This is a genomic window from Parapedobacter flavus (assembly GCF_035818675.1).
Taxonomy (GTDB): Bacteria; Bacteroidota; Bacteroidia; order Sphingobacteriales; family Sphingobacteriaceae; genus Parapedobacter; species Parapedobacter flavus.
Window position 1 is genome coordinate 380,508 of record NZ_JAYKZZ010000004.1, and the last position, 22,082, is coordinate 402,589.

A 22,082-nucleotide genomic window follows, 5' to 3' on the forward strand; every position below is an offset into this window, starting at 1 on the left:
TAGCATGTATTTGTGACCTCCGTGTCTTCTTATGCGCGAAGATCACTAGTATGAACAGGTTACCCCACCAACCAGTCCGGAAACACCCCCACTACCCATACAGCGACCGTAAGTAACACCGCCAACCACAGGATGGAATACCGCAACGGTTTCATCTCGGGTTGGCTTTCTGCTGTTTTCAGGAATGCGTGCAACGGAATCTTGAAATAGAAGAATAAAGAAATGACGGTGGTAAGCGCGCCCACGATCAACAGCACGACCATGCCGATATCGCCGGAAATTTGCCATTCGTGGAATACGGCGGTAAATACCAGTAACTTCGCCACGAAGCCCGAGGTAGGGGGGATTCCGGTGAGCGATATCATGATGAGCGTAAAGCACACCAGCGCCAAGGGCATGGCCTTGCCCAGACCGCGGTATTGCGTCACATCCACAGCGCCGGTGCGCGACTCGATGTAGCCCGTCAGCATGAACACCCCCATGTTCATCAGCGAATAAACAGCCAGGTAATAGAATAAAACGGTATAGTCTTGTGCGGAGTAGGCCAATACGGCCATCATCAGGAAGCCTGTATGGCCAATGGACGAATAAGCCATCATGCGCTTCACGTCGGTCTGCCGCAGCGCCGCCAGGTTACCCCACAGCATCGTCACCGCCGCGGCAGCCACCAGCATCAGCCGAAGGTGCTGATAGGCGAAACTACTCGGCGGCCATGCGTACAGGATGTTGGCCAGCAGGGCAATGCCTGCAATTTTGGGTGCGGTGGAAAGGAAGGCTGTAACCGGTGTGGGTGCCCCTTGGTACACGTCGGGTGTCCAGAAATGGAAAGGCACGAAGGTCAGCTTGAATCCAATGCCTGTGAAGACAAATAAGAGGGCTAGGGTGACCAACAACGGCGAGGTATCGTTCAGCCCCTGGATATGCTGGGCGAATGTGTAATCAAGGTTGCCGGTGAAACCGTAAAGTAGTGACATGCCGTAAAGCATCACGGCGGAGCATACAGCACCGAACAATACGTATTTCATCGCTGCTTCGGTTTGGCGCGAGTCTTTGGCCAAGTAGCCCACCATAAGGTAGGAGCCGATGGATACCATTTCGATAGCGATGAATACCATGAGCCAGTTGGAGGCGAGTGCCATCAGGTTGAGCCCGATCTGCACCGCCAATAAGATGCTGTAGAGGTCGGCCGTCTTTTTACGGTGCGCACCGAAGTCGGGACTGGCATGCACGAAGAAGGCAAACAGCAGGCAGACGACGGCAATCAGCATGCGCATGTATTGCCCGAACGCATCGGTGGAGACCATGCCGAATAGCACTCCATCGGCATCGGGATTGCTCAATTGAAAGCTGCTACACAGGGCGGAAATCAGGATGCCGATGACCGTTATGGTAAACGTGCTGTGGCGCCACAGCCGGTCGACAAACAACCCGGTAAGGATGCTTGCGACGAACGCCGCAATCAGCACCAACTCGGGCGCCAATGCGGGTAAGCCACGGAGAATGTGGTCTAGCTTTTCAGTGATGTCGGGTAGTAATTCGGCCATCATCAAATCAACCTGTTACCAATTCAACCAGCGCCAATACCGACGCATTGATTTTATCCAAAGCCAACGCCGGGTATATACCCAGTACCAGCGCTAGTACCAGCATGGGTACCATAATGACCGTCTCGCGCGGCGATGCGTCGGTCAGCGCTTCGGACCACGTCGCACCGCCCTTAAGGCGGGCTTCCCCGAAAAACATCCGTTGCAGTGTCCAGAGGAAGTATGCTGCACTGAGCAGGATACCGATGGAGCCGGCGATGGCCATCCACCGTGGCAGCAGTCCATGCACGCTTTCGGCATTGAACGCCCCGATGATCACGAATACTTCGCCGATGAATGCCGAAAACCCGGGTAAGCCCAGGGAGGCAAAAAACGCAATGGCCACAAATACCGTATACCGCGGCATCAGCGTTGCCAGTCCGCGGAAATGGTAGATCCCGCGGTCGTACACGCGGTCGTACAGCATGCCCACCAGGAAAAACAGGGCGGCCGACAGGAACCCGTGGCTAATCATCTGGAACATCGCCCCGGCGGTACCCTCGGTGGTGAGGGAGGCCACGCCCAGCAGCACAAAGCCCATGTGCGATACCGATGAGTAAGCAATCATGCGTTTCAGGTCGCGCTGTGCCAAAGCAACGAGCGCCCCGTAAATAATGGATACCACCCCGATCAATCCAAGCCACCAGGCCGACTGTACGGCCGCATCGGGGAAGATGCTGAAGCAGATGCGGAGGATACCGTATCCACCTACCTTCAGCAGGATTCCCGCCAGAATGATGGATATCGGCGTTGGCGCCTCCACGTGCGCATCGGGCAGCCAGGTATGCAGGGGTACGATGGGCACCTTGATGGCGAACGCGATGAACAGTACAATGAAGCCGAGCAGGCGCGCCGGTATGCCGAAGAGTTCCTGGTTGGCCAGTGCCGAGAAGAACGATCCGGGTACGTAGTTAGCCGGATCCATCATGTGCAGCATGTTGAACGTATGGGCGCCCGTTTCCGGATTGGTTACCGAAAAATAGAGCCCTACGATAACGAGCAGCATGAAAACCGAGCCAAACAGCGTGTATAGGAAGAACTTGATGGCCGCATATTCGCGCCGGGCACCGCCCCATATCCCGATGAGGAAATACAGCGGCAGCAGCATCAATTCATAAAAGATGTAAAACAGGAAGAAATCAAGCGCGGAGAATACGCCCATCACCGCCATATCGAGGATCATTAGCAGGACGAAATAGCCCTTTGCGCTTTTCTGCACATTCCACGAAGCGCCGATGGCAATGACCATCACCAGTGCGGAAAGGAAGAGCAACGGCATGGAGAGCCCATCCACGCCGATGAAATAGTCGATTTCCAATTTGCCCAAGCCGCCCATATCGAGCCGTATCCAGGGGATATGGTCGACAAACTGGTAAAGCCGCTCTTGCGTGATGCCGGCACCTTTCGGGTTAAACAGGTAATACATCCCGCCGCTCAATACCAGTTGAAGCACACCGGTGATGAGCGCAATGTACTTATAGGCGGTCCGTTTACCGGCGGGAACAACGAACATCACCGCCGCGGCAACGAGCGGGAGGAAAATGAGTATGGTTAATAGATGTGGGTTCATGCTTGCACGATCATATGGTATAGCAAAATCACCAAAATAACTAAAAATAGGCCAGAGAAATAGCCTTGCAATCGGCCGGTCTGGGTGCGGCGCACCACGGTGCCCAACCCCCAGGCCAGTTTACCGACAAACCTGACCAGTCCGTCGACAATCCGTTGGTCCACCCAACCGGCCACGGCAGCTAAGTTGCGCCCCAACGTGGTAAATCCATGTACGAGTCCATCCACCACGTTGGTGTCCACCCAACGCAATGCCCGGGCGAACGCCAATACCGCACCCACCACGAAGCGGTCGTATAAACCATCAAGATAGCCTTGGTGGAACGAGAGCCGATGGAGAAGACCGTTCGTCTTCAACGCGTACGTACCTTTTACATACCAACGCCAAGCCAGGAAGGCCACGGCCAGGGTGGCGAAGGCCGATCCGGTGGGGACCGCAAGGTGCAGCAGGGGAAGCGACGCCCATGGTTTCGATACCGTGATTCCCTGCAGTAACCATACATGCCCGTCGTTCAGCGGATGGAACGAGAACAGTGGGAAGAGCGAGCAGAGGGCCAGAAGCACCATCGGAACCACCATCCACAGCGAGGGGTCGTGCAGCTTGGCCTGACCGCTGGCTAGCGGCTCCGTTGCCGCAGCGCCAAAGAATACCTTGGCCAGCAGGCGGAAGATGTAGAAGCTGGTGAGCACGCTCACAAAGGCCAATACATAAGGTACGAAGTGGGCCGCGCCCTGGCGGTCGGCCGCCCATTCAAAGGCGTGCACCAACAGCGCATCCTTGGAAAGGTAACCCGACGTGAGTGGAAAGCCCACGAGCGCGAGCGACGCGATGCCCATGGTGATAAACGTGACGGGCATATACCGGCGCAAGCCGCCCATCTGGCGGATATCCTGAGGGTCGATGCCGAGACGGTGTTTTTCGTTGAGGTGTTGCATCTCATGGATGACAGCTCCGGCGCAGAGGAACAGCAGGCATTTGAAAAAGGCATGCGTGGCCAGGTGGAACAAGGCAATGGGATACATGCCGATACCGATGGCGACCACCATGAAACCCAGCTGTGAGACCGTGGAGAACGCCAATATTTTTTTGATATCGAATTGGGTGAGGGCGAAATAGGCAGCGACAAGGGCGGTCACGGTGCCCGTGGCAGCGATAACGAGCAATACCGTCTCGTCAAACAAGGGGAAGATACGGGCAAGCAGGAACACCCCAGCGGCCACCATGGTGGCCGCATGGATGAGCGACGACACGGCGGTAGGCCCTTCCATGGCTGCCGGCAACCACACATGCAATGGGAATTGGGCCGATTTGGCCATGGCTCCAAGGAAAAAGGCCAGTCCGGCGGCAGTAAGCCAGCCCGCAGGCAGTCCGCCTTGGGCGATGGTACCGGGCCTATCTACGCCTACCGCAGTTGAAAAAAGCCCTTGCTCACCGAAAAGCGCGGTGATATCGAGGGTGCCGAAACCACTGTACAGGAGAGCAAAACCGATAAGAAATCCGATGTCGCCGATGCGGTTGATGATAAAAGCACGTTTATTGGCCTGCACAGCGGCATCTTTGGTAAACCAGAAACCGATAAGCAGGTAGGAGGCAAATCCCACGAGTTCCCAGCAGATGTACATGAACAAGAGATTGTCTGCAATGACCAGGCCCAGCATGGCGGCACAGAAAAGGCTGAGGTAGGTCCAGTAGCGATGGATACCCGAATCGCCTTGCATATACGCTACGGAGTAGATATGGACGGGTAAGGCTACGACGGTAACCAACAGCAGCATCAGTACCGACATATTATCCAACAATATCCCGACATGAAAAACCTGCTCACCGATGGTGAACCAATGCCATTGGGCGTGGATGGGATCGCTGTCCCAAACCTGCGCGAAGGTGTAACCGGCCGCGATAACCGCCAGCGCGATAGTAGTAATGGAGATGACGCCGCTTTTGGCCCTTTTGCCCGCTAAGGCCGACAACAGGAAGCCGACGAACGGCAGCAACACCGTCGCTACAGCGGTCAAAATCGGATATGTCAGTGTGGACGGTATCAATGGAGTGTCGTTAGTCTTTTAGCTGGTTGATATCTTCCGGATTGATGGTTTTATAATGCTTATATACATTGAGGATGATAGCCAGTGCCACCGCTACGCCTGCGGCTGCCAGCACAATGGCAAAGAGCGCGAATGCCTGTCCGCCATAATGTGCAGCATCATAACGGCCAAAGGCAACCAGGTTGAGGATGGCGGCGTTGATCATCAGTTCGATGCCTACCAGCACCATGATGGCATTACGCCGGGCCATCACGGCGTAGAGGCCGATGGAAAACAGGCAGGCGCCAACGACGAGGAAATGGGTAAGGGTGATCATGGCCTGTCCTCCTTCCGGGTAAGGTGCGCCGCGCCGATCAAAGCCATCATGAGCAATACAGAAATCACTTCGAAAGGCAGGAGATAGCGCGTCATCAGCTGTATACCGATATGTTGTACGGTACTGTCGCTGGGCGCGATGGCTGTACCGGCCTCCTTGGCATGAGCTATCCATGCCGGCTCATTGGCGCCCAGTTGCATCGATGCATAGACAAGGATAACCAAGAAGCCCCCTGCAAGGAGCAGCGATTGCCAGACCGGCAGCGCAAAAAAATGCGCGGTGCCGGTTTGCAGTTGGTCCAGCAAGGTTTTGTTGGATAGCATGAACGCAAAGAGCATGAGCACCAGCACGCCGCCCACGTAAATGAGTATCTGCGTGATGGCTACGAAATCGGCCAAGGCAAAGACGTAGAGACCGGCAACGGAAAAGAGCACGATGAAAAAAAGGAATAATGCCCGGGCTAGGTTATGCATGCTGACCAGCACAACGGCCGATCCGATGGCGATTGCCGAAAAGGCATAAAATACAAGTGCCTGCATTACTTTTTCTTTGCCGCCTCCTTCTCAGCTTGGAATTTCGTCCATTCGCGTTTTTTCTCTTCGACCTCTTCGGGCGTCATATCGGCGAACGAATAGGTGAGCTCGGCCAAATTGGTCATGCTGCGGTCGTATTGGTCGGTCATGGTGATGCATTCTGTGGGGCATACCACGGTGCACAGGCCACAATACATGCATTTGGCCATGTCGATATCGAACTGGGCGGCATAAAGTCGCTTCACGCTGCCGTCGGACGTTTTCCCAATCACATCCGTGGCCTTCACCGCTTCGATGGTGATGCAATCGACCGGGCAGGCTTTGGCGCACAGGTCGCAGACAATGCAGTCGTCGATTTCGACATCCAGCTGGTAACGGGCAACTTCGGGGATGGGCATTTTTTCCTTCGGGAACTGCACCGTCGTTACGCCTTCCTGCTGGTCGAAATAGTTCGCCTTACGTACATCCCGCACACCGCGCGACCGCCGCGCACCGAAAAAGTGCGACAAGGTAACCGTAAGCCCCTTGGCAGCGGTAATGAATGCATGTAAGGTTGTTTTAAACATTTTTTTTCTTTTTGTGAGGTTGTGAGCATGTGAGGTTGTGAACCTGTCCCGGTCATTTCTCACAAATTCACAATCTCACAGTTTACTTCTCACAAGTTCACAATCTCACAGTTTCACAGTTGTACTTCTCACAAGTTCACAAGCTCACAATCTCACAGTCTCAAATCAAACCATCACCCACACCCGCCATATTCCCGAAATGGCCATACACAGGAACGCCAGCGGCGTAAGCACTTTCCAGCAGAGTGACATCAACTGGTCGGCCCGCAGTCGGGGTAATGTCCATCGGATCCAAATCTGTACGCCCACGATGAGCAGCGTTTTGGAAAATGTCCAGAAGATACCCCACGCCAATCCCGTTGTCCAGTCGGCCAGTTTCACCGCGCCGATATTAGGTAGCGGCGTATTCCAGCCGCCAAGGAAAACCACCACGCCGATCATGGCCACCAGAAACATCATCGCATATTCGGCGAGGAAAATAAAAGCAAAGCGGAGTCCGCCGTACTCGGTATGGAATCCACCCACCAGTTCCGATTCGGCCTCCGGTATATCGAATGGTGCGCGGTTGCATTCAGCAAGTGATGCGATGAAAAAAATCACATACGCCAGCAGCAGGTGCGGCGCTTGGAACACGTTCCAGGCAAACGGTCCGCCGATATTCGTTACGTCCCATATACCGGCAAACAACAAGGTTTCCGCCGTTTGCACACCTTGGTTGATGACGATTTCGCGGAGATCGAGCGTCTGCGTAATCATCACCGCTGCAATGAGCGCCAAGCCCGAAGGGATTTCGTACGACACGATCTGGGCTACGGCCCGCATGGACCCTAGCAGGGAGAACTTATTGTTCGACCCCCAGCCGGCCATCAGCAAGCCGATGGCATCGACGGAGATGACCGCGATGACGAAAAAGAGACCGAGATATAAGCCGGAGGGAGCCATGCCTGGCGCCCACGGCATCACGGCAAAGCCGAGGAATACCGCAACAAAAATAATAACCGGCGCGGCAGCAAAGAGCACTTTGTCGGCCGCTGCAGGTGTAATGTATTCTTTTTGGATCAGTTTAAGGATGTCGGCCAACGTTTGCAGGCTACCATACCGACCGGTCTCCATGGGGCCTAGCCGATCTTGGACAAACCCCGCTACCTTACGCTCGCTGTACACCGCAAACAGCGTAAAGCCGGCAATAAAGCCGAACAGGAGGGCACCGATAAGAAGGTATGTAAGGTAAAAAGCCACGTTTCGCTTCCTGCTTATAAATATCGTGCAAACTTAAGGATTTGATGGGATAATATATAGTAAGTTGATAGATTATTATTTTATAGGTGTTTCCGGCAAAGCGGCGAGGAGGTACGGTAATTTATATGGGGCAAATTGTTAGTGAATAATTAACCAAAACGTGCATTTTTTTCCTATTTTTATCGTCGATTTACCGATGAACGACAAGCTGCTTTGATTTCCGTGCTCCATCATGCTACATATCGCAAAGACATTACTACCGATTCTATTATCCGTTAGCTACCTTATACCTGCCGCTGCGCAAGAATATACGATTGCCAAACTGAAGCTGTTTCCCGATCGGGAAGAAGTGCTGGTAAAAGATGTTACCGTTGACAGTCTCGGATTCATCTGGTTCCTCACCAATGGCGAAATTTACCGCTATGATGGTTACCGGTCGTTGGATATCCTGAAAACCATCGCCGACCAACAATTTACCGACGATATGCCCCAGCGCATGTTGATTGACCGGCGGAACCGGCTGTGGATGGCGGGTAACGCCAACCTGAGCTACCTCGACCTTAAAACATGGACGGTACATCCGGTGGATCCGACCGTTCTCCCTCCCGTTCGGGACCGTTCGGTCGTTTGGATTAGGCAACTGACCGATTCGGCTACGATGGTAGCTTATGAGAACGGGCATCTCCTGCTGGTTGAAGGCGACCGGTTTACACGTATAGACGACTTGTATAACCGGGGTAACGAAGCCAATAACAAAGAATCGCCGCGGGGTTCTGCGTTCTGGAAAGGGAAATACTGGGTAGGCACGACGGCCGGCGGGGTTTTATCGGTAGACGCGGATAACCCTGCTGATGTACAATACCATGAGTTGCCTGGAAAAAACAAAATGGTGAGCAACGTGATTGCACAGGACGAGGGGTTGTTGCTGGATATCTATGACGAAGGTGTCTATCGGTTTGATGGCGGTGGCGTGCTATCACCGTTCCAGCCCCGGCATTTTGAGCTATCGAAAGATAGGTCGTATGTGATGGCCGCAGGCAATGGGATGCATATTTATGCCGACGATGAATCGGCCTGCCTACTTGATGCTGACCTTGGTTTGCAGCAGCGGTTGGCAATCCCCTCGACACATCGGTTCAATACCACGAATATTACCGTTTTCGGAAACGAAGCATTGCTCGGTACCGACGAGGGGATTTTTGTGGTTTACCCGAAGACAGACGGATTATCGCAGCTCATCCCCACGAATCCCGGTGTCAATAAAAGTACACGCGGAATATATGTTTATCCCGACGGTGCATTGTTTTACGGCACATACAATGGCGCAGGCTTTATCGGGCCCGATGGGGAAGCCCGGAATTTCCAAGACGTAAAGCATGCCTATACGATGTTGCCGATGAACGACAATGAGCTTTTAATTGGTACGGAAGGGGGGATGCTGAAAGTTTTTAATCGGCGGCTCAGACAGGTCTCGGACCTGCCGTATACCCTTTCGGAGACCGCGAGCAATCAGTACGTTTATAATCTGCCAGCCTATGTGATGAGCCTCGCGGAGACGGCCGGTGGCTACCTCATTGGTAGCATGAGTGGTCTCTGGCGTTTGGATAAAGAGAGCTATCGGCTTGATAAGTATCTGTTGGCATCGGATGATCCGAATGCGTTGGACTTTCAAATCAGGCATATCCAGGTGTTGCCCGACAGTAGTTTGCTGCTAAGTACCCACCTGGGCCTTTATGCGGTGAGCGGGGGGGAATTAACCAAACGATACCCGCAATCGGGCAATGTGGGTGTTTTCAAGTCGGTCGTGGTAGGCGATACCATTTGGTTGGCTACCCAAGGGGAGGGGTTGGTAGCGCTTGATAGCGCCGGGCGTATTACGGATGTGTTGACGAGAAACGAAGGCCTCAGTAATAACCTCGTCTATAGTCTGGAGCATACCAATGGTGTGTTTGTTGTCGGTACGGCAGATGGATTGAACCTGATCAGCGGTCACCGCGTGAGGCGTATCGGGATGGCCGAAGGGCTAAGCCAGTCGGAGTTCAATTCGGGCGCATCGTTCTGGGATGCCCCACGGCAGCGGATGTACGTGGGTGGATTGATGGGGTATACGGTGTTGGATATGACCCAACCTTGGTTTGAGCACCAAAGCCAATTGAAGAGCTACGTTACCGAAATACATACCGCCACGGGAGCCTCGGGCGGCAAATCGGCCGATTACACCTGGCCTTACCGGGGCGAGCAAGCGCTGGAACTGCAACCGGGCCAGAGCTTAACCGGCCTTTATGTGGGCACCCCGGGCAATCACCGCGTCAATTGCGAAGTCCGGTACGCACTCAACGGCGGCAATTGGGAGCTGTTGGAATTGGGGCAATTCATTTCGCTCATCGGACCGTCACCCGACGAATACCGCTTCCAGTTGGAAACCCTCAGTACCGCTGTGACAGGCAGTAAAAGAACGTTTACCATTACCAAGCTGCCGCACTTTTATGAAACGTGGTGGTTTAACGTGCTGGTGTTGTTGGCGGTGGCCGGTGTGATCGGTGGTTTTTTTAAATACCGAGAGAACATCCTGCGGAACGAAAAGAAAATGCGCATCAAGATTGCCAGCGATTTGCATGATGAGGTGGGGAGCTCGCTTACCCGCATTTACTTCCAGGCGGATATGCTGTCTGCTAATCATGTGGACACGACAGATGATAAGCAGTTGCGCCAAATTGCGGATACCAGTAAACAGGCGCTATTGACCATGAGCGACATGGTTTGGTCGATCGACTCGCGCTTCGATACGGTGAAAGACCTGGTGATCCGTATGAAAGATTACCTATACAAACTGCACGACGAGCTGGAGATTGCCTATCGGTTTGATGTGCGGGGCGACCAATCGGCACGGGCGGTGACGCAGCTCGTGCGGCAAAACCTGTTCCTCATCTTCAAGGAGGGGTTAACCAATGCCGTCAAGCACGGTGATGGATCGAAAATTACCATCGAATTGGATTTCGGTCGCGAGATTCGGCTCACGATCCAGAACCGGGACGTGGGCCCAAACGGCCACATGGCGGACCAGCAAGGGGGGCGTGGATTGGAGAACATGCGGCAACGGGCCCAGCGGATGGGGGGCGATTTGGCCCACACTACAGACACAGGGGTATTCCGGTTAACATTGGTTGTTCCGTAATGATAGGCGTATATACGTGAATCTTACAAATCAATTCTATAATTCCACAACGTTCCATCACACAAAAATGGCCAATTTTGCATTGTACAAAGAACAATCGAGGTATGGCAACAAACAATCATCAAGAAATCATTTTTCAGAGAAAACTGTTGCCAATAGCCCTAATGCTATTGGCAACTTCCCCCTTGTTTGCCCAAAAGGTAGTTCGGTACGATTTATATGTAAAGGACACCCTGGTCAATTATGCGGGCAAACAGAAAAGAGCCATCGCCGTAAACGGACAGATACCGATGCCCACACTTGTGTTTACCCAGGGCGACACCGCCGAAATCGTAGTGCATAACCAGTTGAAAGAAAGTACCTCATTGCATTGGCACGGTGTGTTCTTGCCCAATAAAGAAGACGGCGTGCCCTGGCTAACCCAAAAGCCCATTGAACCGGGTGCAACCTATACCTATCGTTTCCCGATTATCCAACACGGAACGCATTGGTATCATAGCCATTCGGGTATGCAGGAGCAAATAGGTATGTATGGAAGTTTCATCATGAAGAAAAGAACCGATGACGAAACGTTTAGAAAAGGTATCGATGACCTGCCTACCGTTCCGCTCACGATAAGCGAATGGACGAACCTGGACCCAGATAACATCAACAGAATGTTGCACAACGCCAATGATTGGGCCGCCATCAAAAAAGGTGCAACCCAATCTTATGCAGAAGCCATCAGAGAAGGGCACTTGAAAACCAAGCTCACCAATGAATGGAAGCGGATGCTGGCCATGGATGTCAGTGATGTTTATTATGATAAAATATTAATCAACGGAAATCATACATCAGCCTTGGAAGCCGTTGACGGAAAAAGGTTAAAAGCCGGGGATAACGTTCGTTTGCGAATTTCCAACGGCGGTGCATCATCCTATTTTTGGCTTCGGTATGCTGGCGGTAAAATATCCGTTGTGGCAAGCGATGGGAATGATGTGAAACCTGTGGAAGTAGACAGATTGCTTATTGCCGTATCGGAAACTTACGATATCGTGGTGACCATTCCCGATGACGGTGTTTCTTATGAATTACTGGCCACCACCGAAGATCGGACACAGTCTGCCAGCTACTTTGTGGGGCAGGGCATCAGGCAATTGATTTCGCCGCTTCCTAAGCTGAACTATTTTGAGGGCATGCAGATGATGAACGATATGATGAAGATGAATGGCGATCTGGACGATATGGGGATGCATATGAGCCTGCAGCAAATGGACATGAACGTGGTGATGTATCCGGAAATTACCGGTGATGGAAAACAGGAAAAACAGGGCCATAGCGGCCATCATATGGACCACGGTTCGAGTGATATCGTTACCTTAAACTACGCCATGCTGGAATCGCCCCATAATACATCACTTCCCGAAGATGCCCCTGTAAAGGAATTAAAATTCACCCTTACCGGGAATATGAATCGTTATGTGTGGAGCATGGACAATAAAGTTATGTCGGAAACGGATAAGATATCCGTAAAAAAGGGGGAAGTTTTACGCATCACGCTGTATAACAATTCCATGATGCGGCACCCGATGCATCTACATGGCTTTGATTTCAGGGTAATCAATGGCAAAGGTGAAAAATCACCGTTAAAAAACGTGTTGGACATTATGCCGATGGAAACAGACACCATTGAATTCCTGGCAAACGAAGAGGGCGATTGGTTTTTTCACTGCCATATCCTTTACCACATGATGGCGGGGATGAACCGCGTTTTTGCCGTTGGCGATTATCAAAACCCTTATTTACCCGATAAAGCGATGGCCTATAAAATGCTGCAAATGGAAAGCAATATGCCCCATTTTATGATTGAGAATGATTTTGCAACCAACGGTAACGATGGGGAAGCCATGTTGCAGAATGCCCGTTGGAGCTTAGGCACCGAATGGCGTTTGGGTTATAACAATATGCATGGCTATGAAGTAGAAACCCATTTGGGGAGATACATCGGGAAAATGCAATGGTTCATGCCGTTTATCGGTTTCGATTGGCATTACCGCAAAATGGGCATGGACGAACATGAAACCAATTTATTCGGACAAAAGAATGAAAAGGACAACAGAGCCGCGGTAAGTTTAGGGTTTATGTATACCTTACCCATGCTGGTGAATGTTCAGGCAGAAGTGTATCACGATGGCATTGTTCGGTTGTCGTTGATGCGTGAAGACATTCCGGTTTCCAAACGATTACGTGCGGGGTTTATGGTGAATACCGATATGGAGTATATGGGTGGACTAAAATACGTCATCAATAAAAACATGGGTATCCGAGCACATTACGACAGTGATATGGGATTTGGCGTGGGATTGTCTTTGAATTACTGATCATGTCTTCACGACAACGATACTCCCCAAAAAGGGGGGGGTGATTTTAATAGGCATTCCCTACCTTTACAGCATGATACGCCTAGGCATTATTGAAGACGATGAGCAGATTCGGCGGATGCTAGTGGATTTTTTCACTGGACAACCCGGTTTTTCCGTTCAGCTTACTGGTTATTCGGTCGAATCGTTTTTTGAGCAATGGAAGGAGGATGTTTTTTTAGATATCGTGCTTTCGGATATCGGTTTGCCGGGCGAATCGGGCATCAAGGGAGTGCAGCGCATCAAGAAGCACGCGCCGAAGTGCCAAGTGATCATGCTGACGGTCTACGACGATGCCAACCGTGTATTCCAAGCGCTGTGCAACGGGGCTTCCGGTTACCTCCTGAAGCAAACACCGTTGCCTAAAATCAAAGAAGCGGTATTATCGTTGCACGAAGGCGGTGCGCCGATGTCGCCCGGTATCGCTCGCATGGTCGTGGAGTATTTCAATCCCAAGCATACCGAAGACCTACAGGAAAAGCTGACCCCGCGGGAGGCGCAGGTTGTCGAAGCCATTGAGGAGGGGCTCACCAACAAAGAGGTAGCCATTCGCTTTGATATTTCGCTGGAAACGGTTAAATTCCATATTAAGAACATCTACGAGAAGCTGCAGGTGAATAGCCGGCATGCGCTCATCAGCAGGAAGTATAAATAACGTACGCACTTCTCAATACCGTATAAAGCCCTTTTCGGACACCTATCGCAAAAAAAATATAAACAACTACCAATCAGTCATTTAATCATAAGAATATCACTGTCGTGCCAAAATTACTGTCGCCTGATTTTCAATTTGGCGCGATACTGCTAACACGCTGCCCCAATATTTCCCAATTTTAACAGGTGCGGATAACGGGCATCGTTCTTTGACAGCTTATTACACCCCCGGGGGGAAGCTCCTGCTCACCGAGAAAGCGTTATTGATCATGTATAAACAGTCATTGCACGTTTTCAATGCTTCGTTGAAAGTGTTCAAAAGTTCATTGCACGCTTTCAATGCTTCGTTGAAAGTGTTCAAAAGTTCATTGCACGCTTTCAATGCTTCTTTGAAGATGAGCAAAAGTTCATTGCACGCTTTCAATGCTTTTTTGAAGATGAGCAAAAGTTTGTTGCACACCTTCAAAATTCGACGAGGTTGCCCGCCGGCTTTTGAATAGTATGCGTTGCGGTCAGACCGGCGTGCTTGAAGCAACATAGTCGTTTTGGGAATATACCCCCCCAAAAGTGGGGTGTTATGTCTAGGTGATTTGTCGTCAATTTGTAGCGCTATGGAAAGATTTCTACCACGTCTACTTGTGCTGCCAGCCCGGTTATGGACGACTCTGCTGTTTGTGCTGCTGAGCTTCTCTGCGCTGGCGCAACAGTCGTTTGTCACCACTTGGGAGGTGACTGACGCTGACAGAACCGTTACCATTCCGATAAACACGACAGTAACGGGTTACAATTATACGGTAGACTGGGGAGATGGCGGCCCCGTCACCAACCACACCAACGAAGACGCGATACATACCTACGCAGAAGCTCGCACCTATATCGTGTCCATTAGTGGAAGTTTCCCGGCTATACAGCTCCAGCGATTCGGCAACGAATTAAGCGACAAATTGAAGAGCATTGAACAATGGGGTGACATGGCGTGGGCTTCTATGGAGGGTGCTTTTTCGGGAGCGAGGTATATGGTGTTGAATGCTACTGATGTGCCGAACCTGAGTGGTGTGTCGTCTTTGGCGAGGATGTTTGATGGCGCAAGTTCCCTCAATAGCAACCTCAATGATTGGAACGTTTCCAGCATCACGGATATGAGCCTGATGTTCAACATGGCGTCTTCGTTTAATGGTAATGTCAGTGGGTGGGATGTGTCAAACGTAACAAACATGTACGGGATGTTCTGGTATGCGGGTGATTTTAATCAAGATATCGGCGACTGGAACGTATCCCAGGTAGAGAATATGGGCTACATGTTCTATAGCGCAGCGGATTTTAATCACGATTTGAGCGCCTGGTCGGTTTCCAACGTGACAACGATGACCCGGATGTTTGCTTTCGTGCTTGGCTTTGACCAATCCTTGGGCAGTTGGGATATTTCGAAGGTAACGGATATGGAAGGTATATTTTCTGGAATATCCAACCTATCGCCCGAAAATTACAGTGCCACGCTCATCGGCTGGGCGCCGCAGTCCGTGCAGTCAGGTGTTGTCCTGGATGCGCCTAACCTTACCTATTGCCCCGGCACGGACGTTGCCAACGCCATCCAGCAGTTGGAGAACAAAGGTTGGACGATCAACCACGTAGGGGAAGCGGCGGATTGCGACGGTGGTGGCATCGAGCCTGCCGACCCCGATCATTTCATCACCGTTTGGAACACTGAGATTGATGCTGGTACCGGACCCTACAACATCAAGATACCGGCCACAGGCGAGTTCACCTATACTTGGGTGAATATCAACGAGCCGGCAGTTACGGGCTCGGGAAATGGAAGCGGTGAGACATTGGTGACGTTCACGAAGCCAGGGATTTATGAGGTACGTATCGCTCCGACGGGAAGCGATCCTTTTCATGCGATTCAACTCCATTATAATTTTACCGGAAATGATGCAGCTAAGCTGCTGGAGGTGAGAAACTGGGGCACCGTACATTGGAGTAGATTTGTATTCTATGGTTGTGAGAACCTGAAAGTCACGGCAACGGATATCCCGGACCTAAGTGGTGTAACGGACTTGGGCTTTGCCTTTAGCAAAAGTGGGATTGACGGAATACCCGGCATTAATGATTGGGATATCAGTAATGTAACCAGCCTGAGCAGTTTTTTGCAAGATGTAACCGGCTTCAATCAATCCTTATCCGACTGGGACGTGAGCAATGTAATTGACATGGGTTTTATGTTTGACGGGGCGACCAGCTTCAACCAACCGCTGGAAACCTGGGATGTGAGTAAGGTAGAAAATATTAGTTATATGTTCCGCAACGCGACGAGTTTTGACCAGTCTTTGGCAGCGTGGCAGTTGGAAAGTTTCGATGGAGGGATCGCCTCCTTTTATAACAGCGGCATGAGCTGCGAAAACTTCAGTTATTCCCTTTATAGCTGGGCTACTAATCCCAACACGAATGATGGAGCTATACTTGGCGGGTCAGGTGTTACTTACAGTCCGGATGTAGCTCTCTATGTGGAGAAATTGAGGGACGAGCGGAATTGGCGCTTTCAGTTACTACAGGAAGGGACTTGTCGTATTACGCTGCCTGGCATTCCCTTCATCACCACCTGGCAAACCACGTCTGCCAATGAGACTATTCTGATTCCGATCAATGAGGATGTTGACGGCTATAACTATACGGTCGATTGGGGAGATGGCAGTACCCCCACTAATTATGCCAAGGAAAATGCCATGCACAGTTATGCCACGCCCGGTGTTTATACCGTGTCGATTACGGGCGACTTCCCAGCGATCCGGTTCGGTAGCGAAGCCACCAGTGCAACCAATGCTGCAAAACTGCTCACCATTGAGCAATGGGGAACGGGCGTGTGGGCTACCATGTATCAAGCTTTTGCCAGATGTGTGAACCTCACAACTGAATCGGATACGGATTCCCCAATATTAGCTCCCAATAGCAGTCTGGCGAATATGTTTTGGGAATGCAGTTCCTTTAATTCAGACTTGAACGATTGGGATGTGTCTCAGGCAAGTAGCATGCAATTAATGTTTGCGGGAGCGGCAGCTTTTAATCAAGCTATTGGAGATTGGGATGTGTCGAGCGTAACGGACATGAGTCACCTGTTTCTAGGAGCTGCTGCCTTTAATCAGCCGCTTAACGGGTGGGATGTGTCGAGTGTGATCTCGATGTTTTCGACCTTTGTAGGAGCGACGGCCTTTAACCAACCGCTTAACGAGTGGGATATGTCGAGCGTAACAACGACGGCAGGTATGTTCGTACAAGCTACTGCCTTCAATCAGCCGCTTAGCGATTGGGATGTGTCGAATGTAACGCAGATGTATCATATGTTCCGCGGTGCGACAGCCTTTAATCAGCCTATTGGAAACTGGGATGTATCGAATGTGACCAATATGCAATCCATGTTCGAGGGAGCTTCTGCTTTTAACCAGAACCTTGGTAGCTGGGATTTATCCAAAATCGAGTTTATTGTTCTTTTTGGCAAAGAGCGGGGGTTGAGTAATATGCTCAATGGTTCTGGCTTGTCGCGCGAAAATTACGATGCCACCTTAGTGGGGTGGGCTGCCGCAGGCGGTTTTGAACCGGGCATGCCGCTCGGTGCTTTGGGGCTCACTTATTGCGCCGATGCCCGGCAGACATTGATAGACGATTATGGCTGGGAGATTACGGGGGATACGAAAGCTGCGGATTGTGCAGATATGCAAATCGAAGTCATCATCCCAACGGGAGAAACCATAACCCTCGACGTTGCAGAATCAGATGCCATACAACAGGTAAAGCATAAGATCCAAGATGAAACGGCTATTCCGGTGGACCAACAACGTTTGGTTTTTAACGGAGTGGAATTGGAAGATGGCCGAACCCTCGAAGATTATCTTATCGAAGACGGGAGCACCTTGTTCCTCTGGTTGGCTATTACGCCTGGTACAACAGCGATTTTGTATGTCGACAAAAATGTGGATGTTGCTGCCACCGGATACACCGGGGCGGGTGATAGCTGGGCCAATGCCATCCCCGAATTGGCCGATGCACTGAAATGGGCACGGGAGCAGCACGAAGGGGGGAGCCCCGGTTGGACGGAAACCGAACCGCTACGCATCTTCGTAGCCAAGGGTGCCTACCTGCCCTTATATGATGCGGCCGACGGGCAGTATACCGCCGACGGTGGACGGGATAACAGCTTCGTACTGGTACCCAATGTGCAGGTTTATGGGGGCTTTGACCCTTCGGCCGGAATCGAAACGCTGGAAGACGCGCGCATCCTGCCGGATCGCGAAGCGGACGTCATGGCGGGTACGGTGTTGAATGGGGATCTTAACGGGGACGATGCTGCCGGCATTCCGCTTATGGACTTGCACGGCCATGCGAGCCGCCAGGACAATGCGCACCACGTTGTTATTTCGGCCGGTGAGGTGGGTACGACACGTCTGGATGGTTTTACCATCACAGGTGGAAACGCTGCAGGAACTGAAGTAGGCGTGCCCACCCTTAATGTGTATGGGAAGGCCCTTTACAACGGTGACAATGGTGGCGGGATAAACGTGCTTTATTCGTCACCGACGATAAGCCATATCGTTCTTACGGGCAATTCAGCAAAAGGTGGTGGCGGTGGCATGGACAGCTACCGGTTGCCGGCCCCGAAGCTCGAACAGGTTATCTTTTCGGGCAATTCGGCACGTGGTGGTGGCGGGATGAGTAGCAGCGAATCGTCGCCTACGCTGAATAACGTAATTTTTGTGGGCAATGAAGCGGAAACCGGTGGCGGGATGAACCTCGGATTATCATCCCCGACGTTATCCAATGTGACGATTTTCGGTAATTCGGCTGTTGATTATGGTGGTGGGATGGTAATCGGCGAAACATCTGCCACCATCACCAATACCATCATATGGGGTAACGAAGCTAGTGGGAGCACGACATCGGCGGATGCATCGGTTTACAGAATAGGATTCGACATTTACAAGCCAACCTTTGCTCATTCGTTGATTGCCAACCTGGGTGGAAGTGAAAACTGGGATGACGATATAGCCATCGATGGTGGTGGCAATATCGACGCCGATCCGATATTCGTGAGTACGACACCCGGCGAGGCCGGCTTCCTCCAATTAACTGAATGCAGCCCGGCTATCGACGGGGGCGGCAACCAAGCGTATACCGATGCAGATGGAGATTTGGCTAATGACCTTGACCTGGGCGGCAACCCACGGGTGTATGATTTTGCGGGCGATGGTGTGATAGACATGGGTGCCTATGAGTACCAGGGGGGGCGCGTGTTTGTTCAAGCATTGACCATGCCGGATGCGCTGTCAGTTGCATATGGCACTGCGCTGGAAGATGTAGAAGGCTTACCCACTGTCGTAACCGCCAGATTAAGCGATGATACAGAGGTGTCCATCCCACTGGATGGTAATCGTGACCACTGGGTACTCCTTACGCCTACCGGTGGCAGCTATGATGGAAATATGGCCGGTACGTATGTGTTTGCCGTGCCACTCGCGATTCCAGAAGAGGAATGTTTCCTGAATCCCGATAATCTGCAGGCGGAGATCACCATTGTGGTGGCGAAAGGAACGCCCGTATTGACGGCTTCATGGAATGGTGTAGCGATTGATGCCGACGAAGGACTATCGTTGACCTATGGAGATACCGGGGAGCTGTTGTTCAGCACAACGGATACGGACGGCGAGCTTACCTATGCGTTTGGCGATGGCGATACGCCGGTGCTTGACCTTGCTGATCTTAGCGCCGTTGCCGCAGAACAGGCCGGAACAGCTACACTGACCATTGAACAGGAAGAAACGGATAATTATGAAGCGGCATCTGTTGCATTGACGGTCACCGTGGCACCTAAGGCTGTTACCATCGTTGCTGCGGCCGATCAGGGTAAAGTGTATGGCTCGGATGAGCCAACGGCATACGATTATGAACTGGCCGAGGGGGATGCATTGGCCTTTGATGATGAGCTGACGGATATCGTTTCGGCGGCATCGCGCGAAGCTGGCGAGGATGTGGGCGCTTATGACATCGAACTGGTGTTTGGTGGTGACCAGGCAGATAATTACGCGATTACGTTCGAAGCGGATAATAATGCCTTTACGGTGACGCCATTGGCCATTACCGTGACGGCAGCAGATAAATCGAAAGTGTTCGGCGCGGATGATCCGGTGCTGACGTATACCTTCGCCCCGGAACTGATTGGCGACGATGCATTCACCGGTGAACTTGACCGCGAGGTCGGCGAAGACGTGGGTGTTTATAACGTCACACAGGGCAACTTAGTGCTGAGCGATAACTACGAAATCAGCTTTGAGGAAGGAACATTTACGATTACACCAGCGGCCTATGAAGGCGTTGAATTCAACAGCGGCTCTTTCGTGTACAACGGCACGGAACACGTACTTGAACTGACGGGCGAACTGCCGGAAGGAGCGTCGGTGACCTATGAACTCGCCGGCGAGGCGGGCAATGGCGCAACGGATGCCGGTGTGTACGATATTACCGCGTTAATCGATGGCGGTAACAATTACGAAGACGCCGAACTGACGGCCACACTGACCATCACACCGCTGGGAATCACGGTGACAGCGGAAGATAAGTCGAAAGCATTCGGTACGGATGATCCGGCACTGACGTATACCTTTACCCCGGAACTGATTGGCGACGATGTATTCACGGGTAGCCTCGACCGTGCGGAGGGGGGGAACGTAGGCAGCTACGCCATCACGCAGGGCAACTTAGTGCTAAGCGATAACTACGAAATCACCTTCGAAGACGGCACGTTGACGATTACGCCCGCGAACTACGAGGGTGTTGCATTCAATAACGGCTCCTTCGTGTATGACGGCACAGAACACACCCTGGAATTGACAAGCGAATTGCCGGAAGGCGTATCGGTGACGTATGAGATTGACGATGAAGCGGGCAACGGTGCCACGGATGCCGGTGTGTATGAAATTACGGCACTCATCGATGGCGGTACTAATTATGAAGATGCCGAACTGACCGCCATGCTGACCATCACACCGTTGGAAATCACGGTAACGGCGGAAGACAAGTCGAAAACATTCGGCAAGGACGACCCTGCGTTGACCTACACGTTTACACCGGAGCTGATCGATGACGATACATTCACGGGCGAACTTACCCGTGGGGAAGGGGAAAACGTAGGTGCCTACGCGATTACGCAGGGCAACCTGTCGTTGGATGATAATTACGAAATCACCTTCGGGGAAGGTACGCTGACGATTACGCCCGCGAACTACGAGGGTGTCACATTCACTAACGCCTCCTTCGCGTACGATGGGGAGGAACACGTACTTGTAATCACGGGCGAGCTCCCGACAGGTGCTACCGTCACCTACAAGATCGACGGTGAGGTAGGCAACGGTGCCACGGATGCGGGTACGTACGCCGTCACGGCCATCATCGATGGTGGGGCGAACTACGAAGACGCCGAACTGACCGCCACGCTGACCATCACACCCCTGGAAATAACGGTTGCGGCGGACGATAAGACGAAAGTGTTCGGCACGGATGACCCGGCGCTGACATATATATTCACGCCGGAATTAATCGCTGATGACGAATTTAGGGGCGGACTTGTCCGTGACGTGGGTGAAGACGTGGGCAGCTACGCGATTACGCAGGGTAACCTGTCGTTGGGCGATAATTACACCCTTGCCTTTACCACAGGCGCATTGACGATTACTCCGCGACAGATTACGGGAATCGTATTCGAAAATAGTTCATCTACCTATGATGGCACCGAACACAGGCTTTCCCTCGCTGGCGATCTGCCAGCGGGAGCCTCGGTGACCTACGAAATCGACGGTGCACCGGGCAACGGTGCCACGGATGCGGGTACGTACGCCGTCACGGCCATCATTGATGGTGGGGCCAATTACGAAGACGGCGAGCTGACGGCTACATTGACCATTACACCGCTTGAAATTGTGGTTACAGCAGCCGACAAAACCAAAGCGTTCGGTACTGA

At 52.0% G+C, this 22,082-nt stretch carries 11 protein-coding genes; 4 read left to right on the forward strand and 7 right to left on the reverse strand.

Features of this window, described 5'->3' with window-relative positions:
• Positions 1-59 precede the first annotated feature (59 nt).
• The 7 genes from U9S71_RS05080 to nuoH all read right to left on the reverse strand — a co-directional run bounded on the left by U9S71_RS05080 (position 60) and on the right by nuoH (position 7,852).
• On the reverse strand, positions 60-1,547 hold the full coding sequence (locus U9S71_RS05080) for an NADH-quinone oxidoreductase subunit N (RefSeq protein WP_326325756.1): 1,488 nt from the start codon (positions 1,545-1,547) through the stop codon (positions 60-62).
• Between the two features lie 4 nt (positions 1,548-1,551).
• Positions 1,552-3,153, reverse strand: coding sequence for a complex I subunit 4 family protein (locus U9S71_RS05085; protein ID WP_326325757.1), 1,602 nt, complete (start codon positions 3,151-3,153; stop codon positions 1,552-1,554).
• Positions 3,150-5,198: an NADH-quinone oxidoreductase subunit L gene (gene nuoL / locus U9S71_RS05090; RefSeq protein ID WP_326325758.1), complete on the reverse strand. Its 2,049-nt coding sequence runs from the start codon at positions 5,196-5,198 to the stop codon at positions 3,150-3,152. Before nuoL ends, U9S71_RS05085 begins: the two co-directional genes overlap by 4 nt.
• A gap of 10 nt (positions 5,199-5,208) precedes the next feature.
• Positions 5,209-5,514: an NADH-quinone oxidoreductase subunit NuoK gene (gene nuoK / locus U9S71_RS05095; protein WP_326325760.1), complete on the reverse strand. Its 306-nt coding sequence runs from the start codon at positions 5,512-5,514 to the stop codon at positions 5,209-5,211.
• Positions 5,511-6,053: an NADH-quinone oxidoreductase subunit J family protein gene (locus U9S71_RS05100; protein ID WP_326325761.1), complete on the reverse strand. Its 543-nt coding sequence runs from the start codon at positions 6,051-6,053 to the stop codon at positions 5,511-5,513. The genes nuoK and U9S71_RS05100 overlap by 4 nt, the downstream gene beginning before the upstream one ends.
• Positions 6,053-6,613 (reverse strand): 4Fe-4S binding protein, encoded by a 561-nt coding sequence (locus U9S71_RS05105; RefSeq protein ID WP_326325763.1) that lies wholly within the window; start codon positions 6,611-6,613, stop codon positions 6,053-6,055. Before U9S71_RS05105 ends, U9S71_RS05100 begins: the two co-directional genes overlap by 1 nt.
• Positions 6,614-6,778: 165 nt before the next feature.
• The gene (gene nuoH / locus U9S71_RS05110) at positions 6,779-7,852 is read right to left on the reverse strand and encodes an NADH-quinone oxidoreductase subunit NuoH (RefSeq protein WP_326325764.1); all 1,074 of its coding nucleotides are present in this window, start codon (positions 7,850-7,852) and stop codon (positions 6,779-6,781) included.
• 232 nt (positions 7,853-8,084) lie between these two features.
• Between nuoH and U9S71_RS05115 the strand changes: the two genes are divergently transcribed.
• The 4 genes from U9S71_RS05115 to U9S71_RS05130 form a co-directional block, all read left to right on the forward strand.
• On the forward strand, positions 8,085-11,027 hold the full coding sequence (locus U9S71_RS05115; RefSeq protein WP_326325765.1) for a sensor histidine kinase: 2,943 nt from the start codon (positions 8,085-8,087) through the stop codon (positions 11,025-11,027).
• Between the two features lie 104 nt (positions 11,028-11,131).
• Entirely contained in the window at positions 11,132-13,387 is a 2,256-nt protein-coding gene (locus tag U9S71_RS05120; RefSeq protein WP_436410302.1) for a multicopper oxidase family protein, read from the forward strand.
• 73 nt (positions 13,388-13,460) lie between these two features.
• A complete protein-coding gene (locus U9S71_RS05125; RefSeq protein WP_326325766.1) occupies positions 13,461-14,081 on the forward strand; it encodes a response regulator transcription factor in 621 nt (206 codons plus the stop codon).
• Positions 14,082-14,691: 610 nt separating this feature from the next.
• A partial coding sequence (locus U9S71_RS05130; RefSeq protein ID WP_326325767.1) for a BspA family leucine-rich repeat surface protein occupies positions 14,692-22,082 on the forward strand: 7,391 nt, incomplete at its 3' end.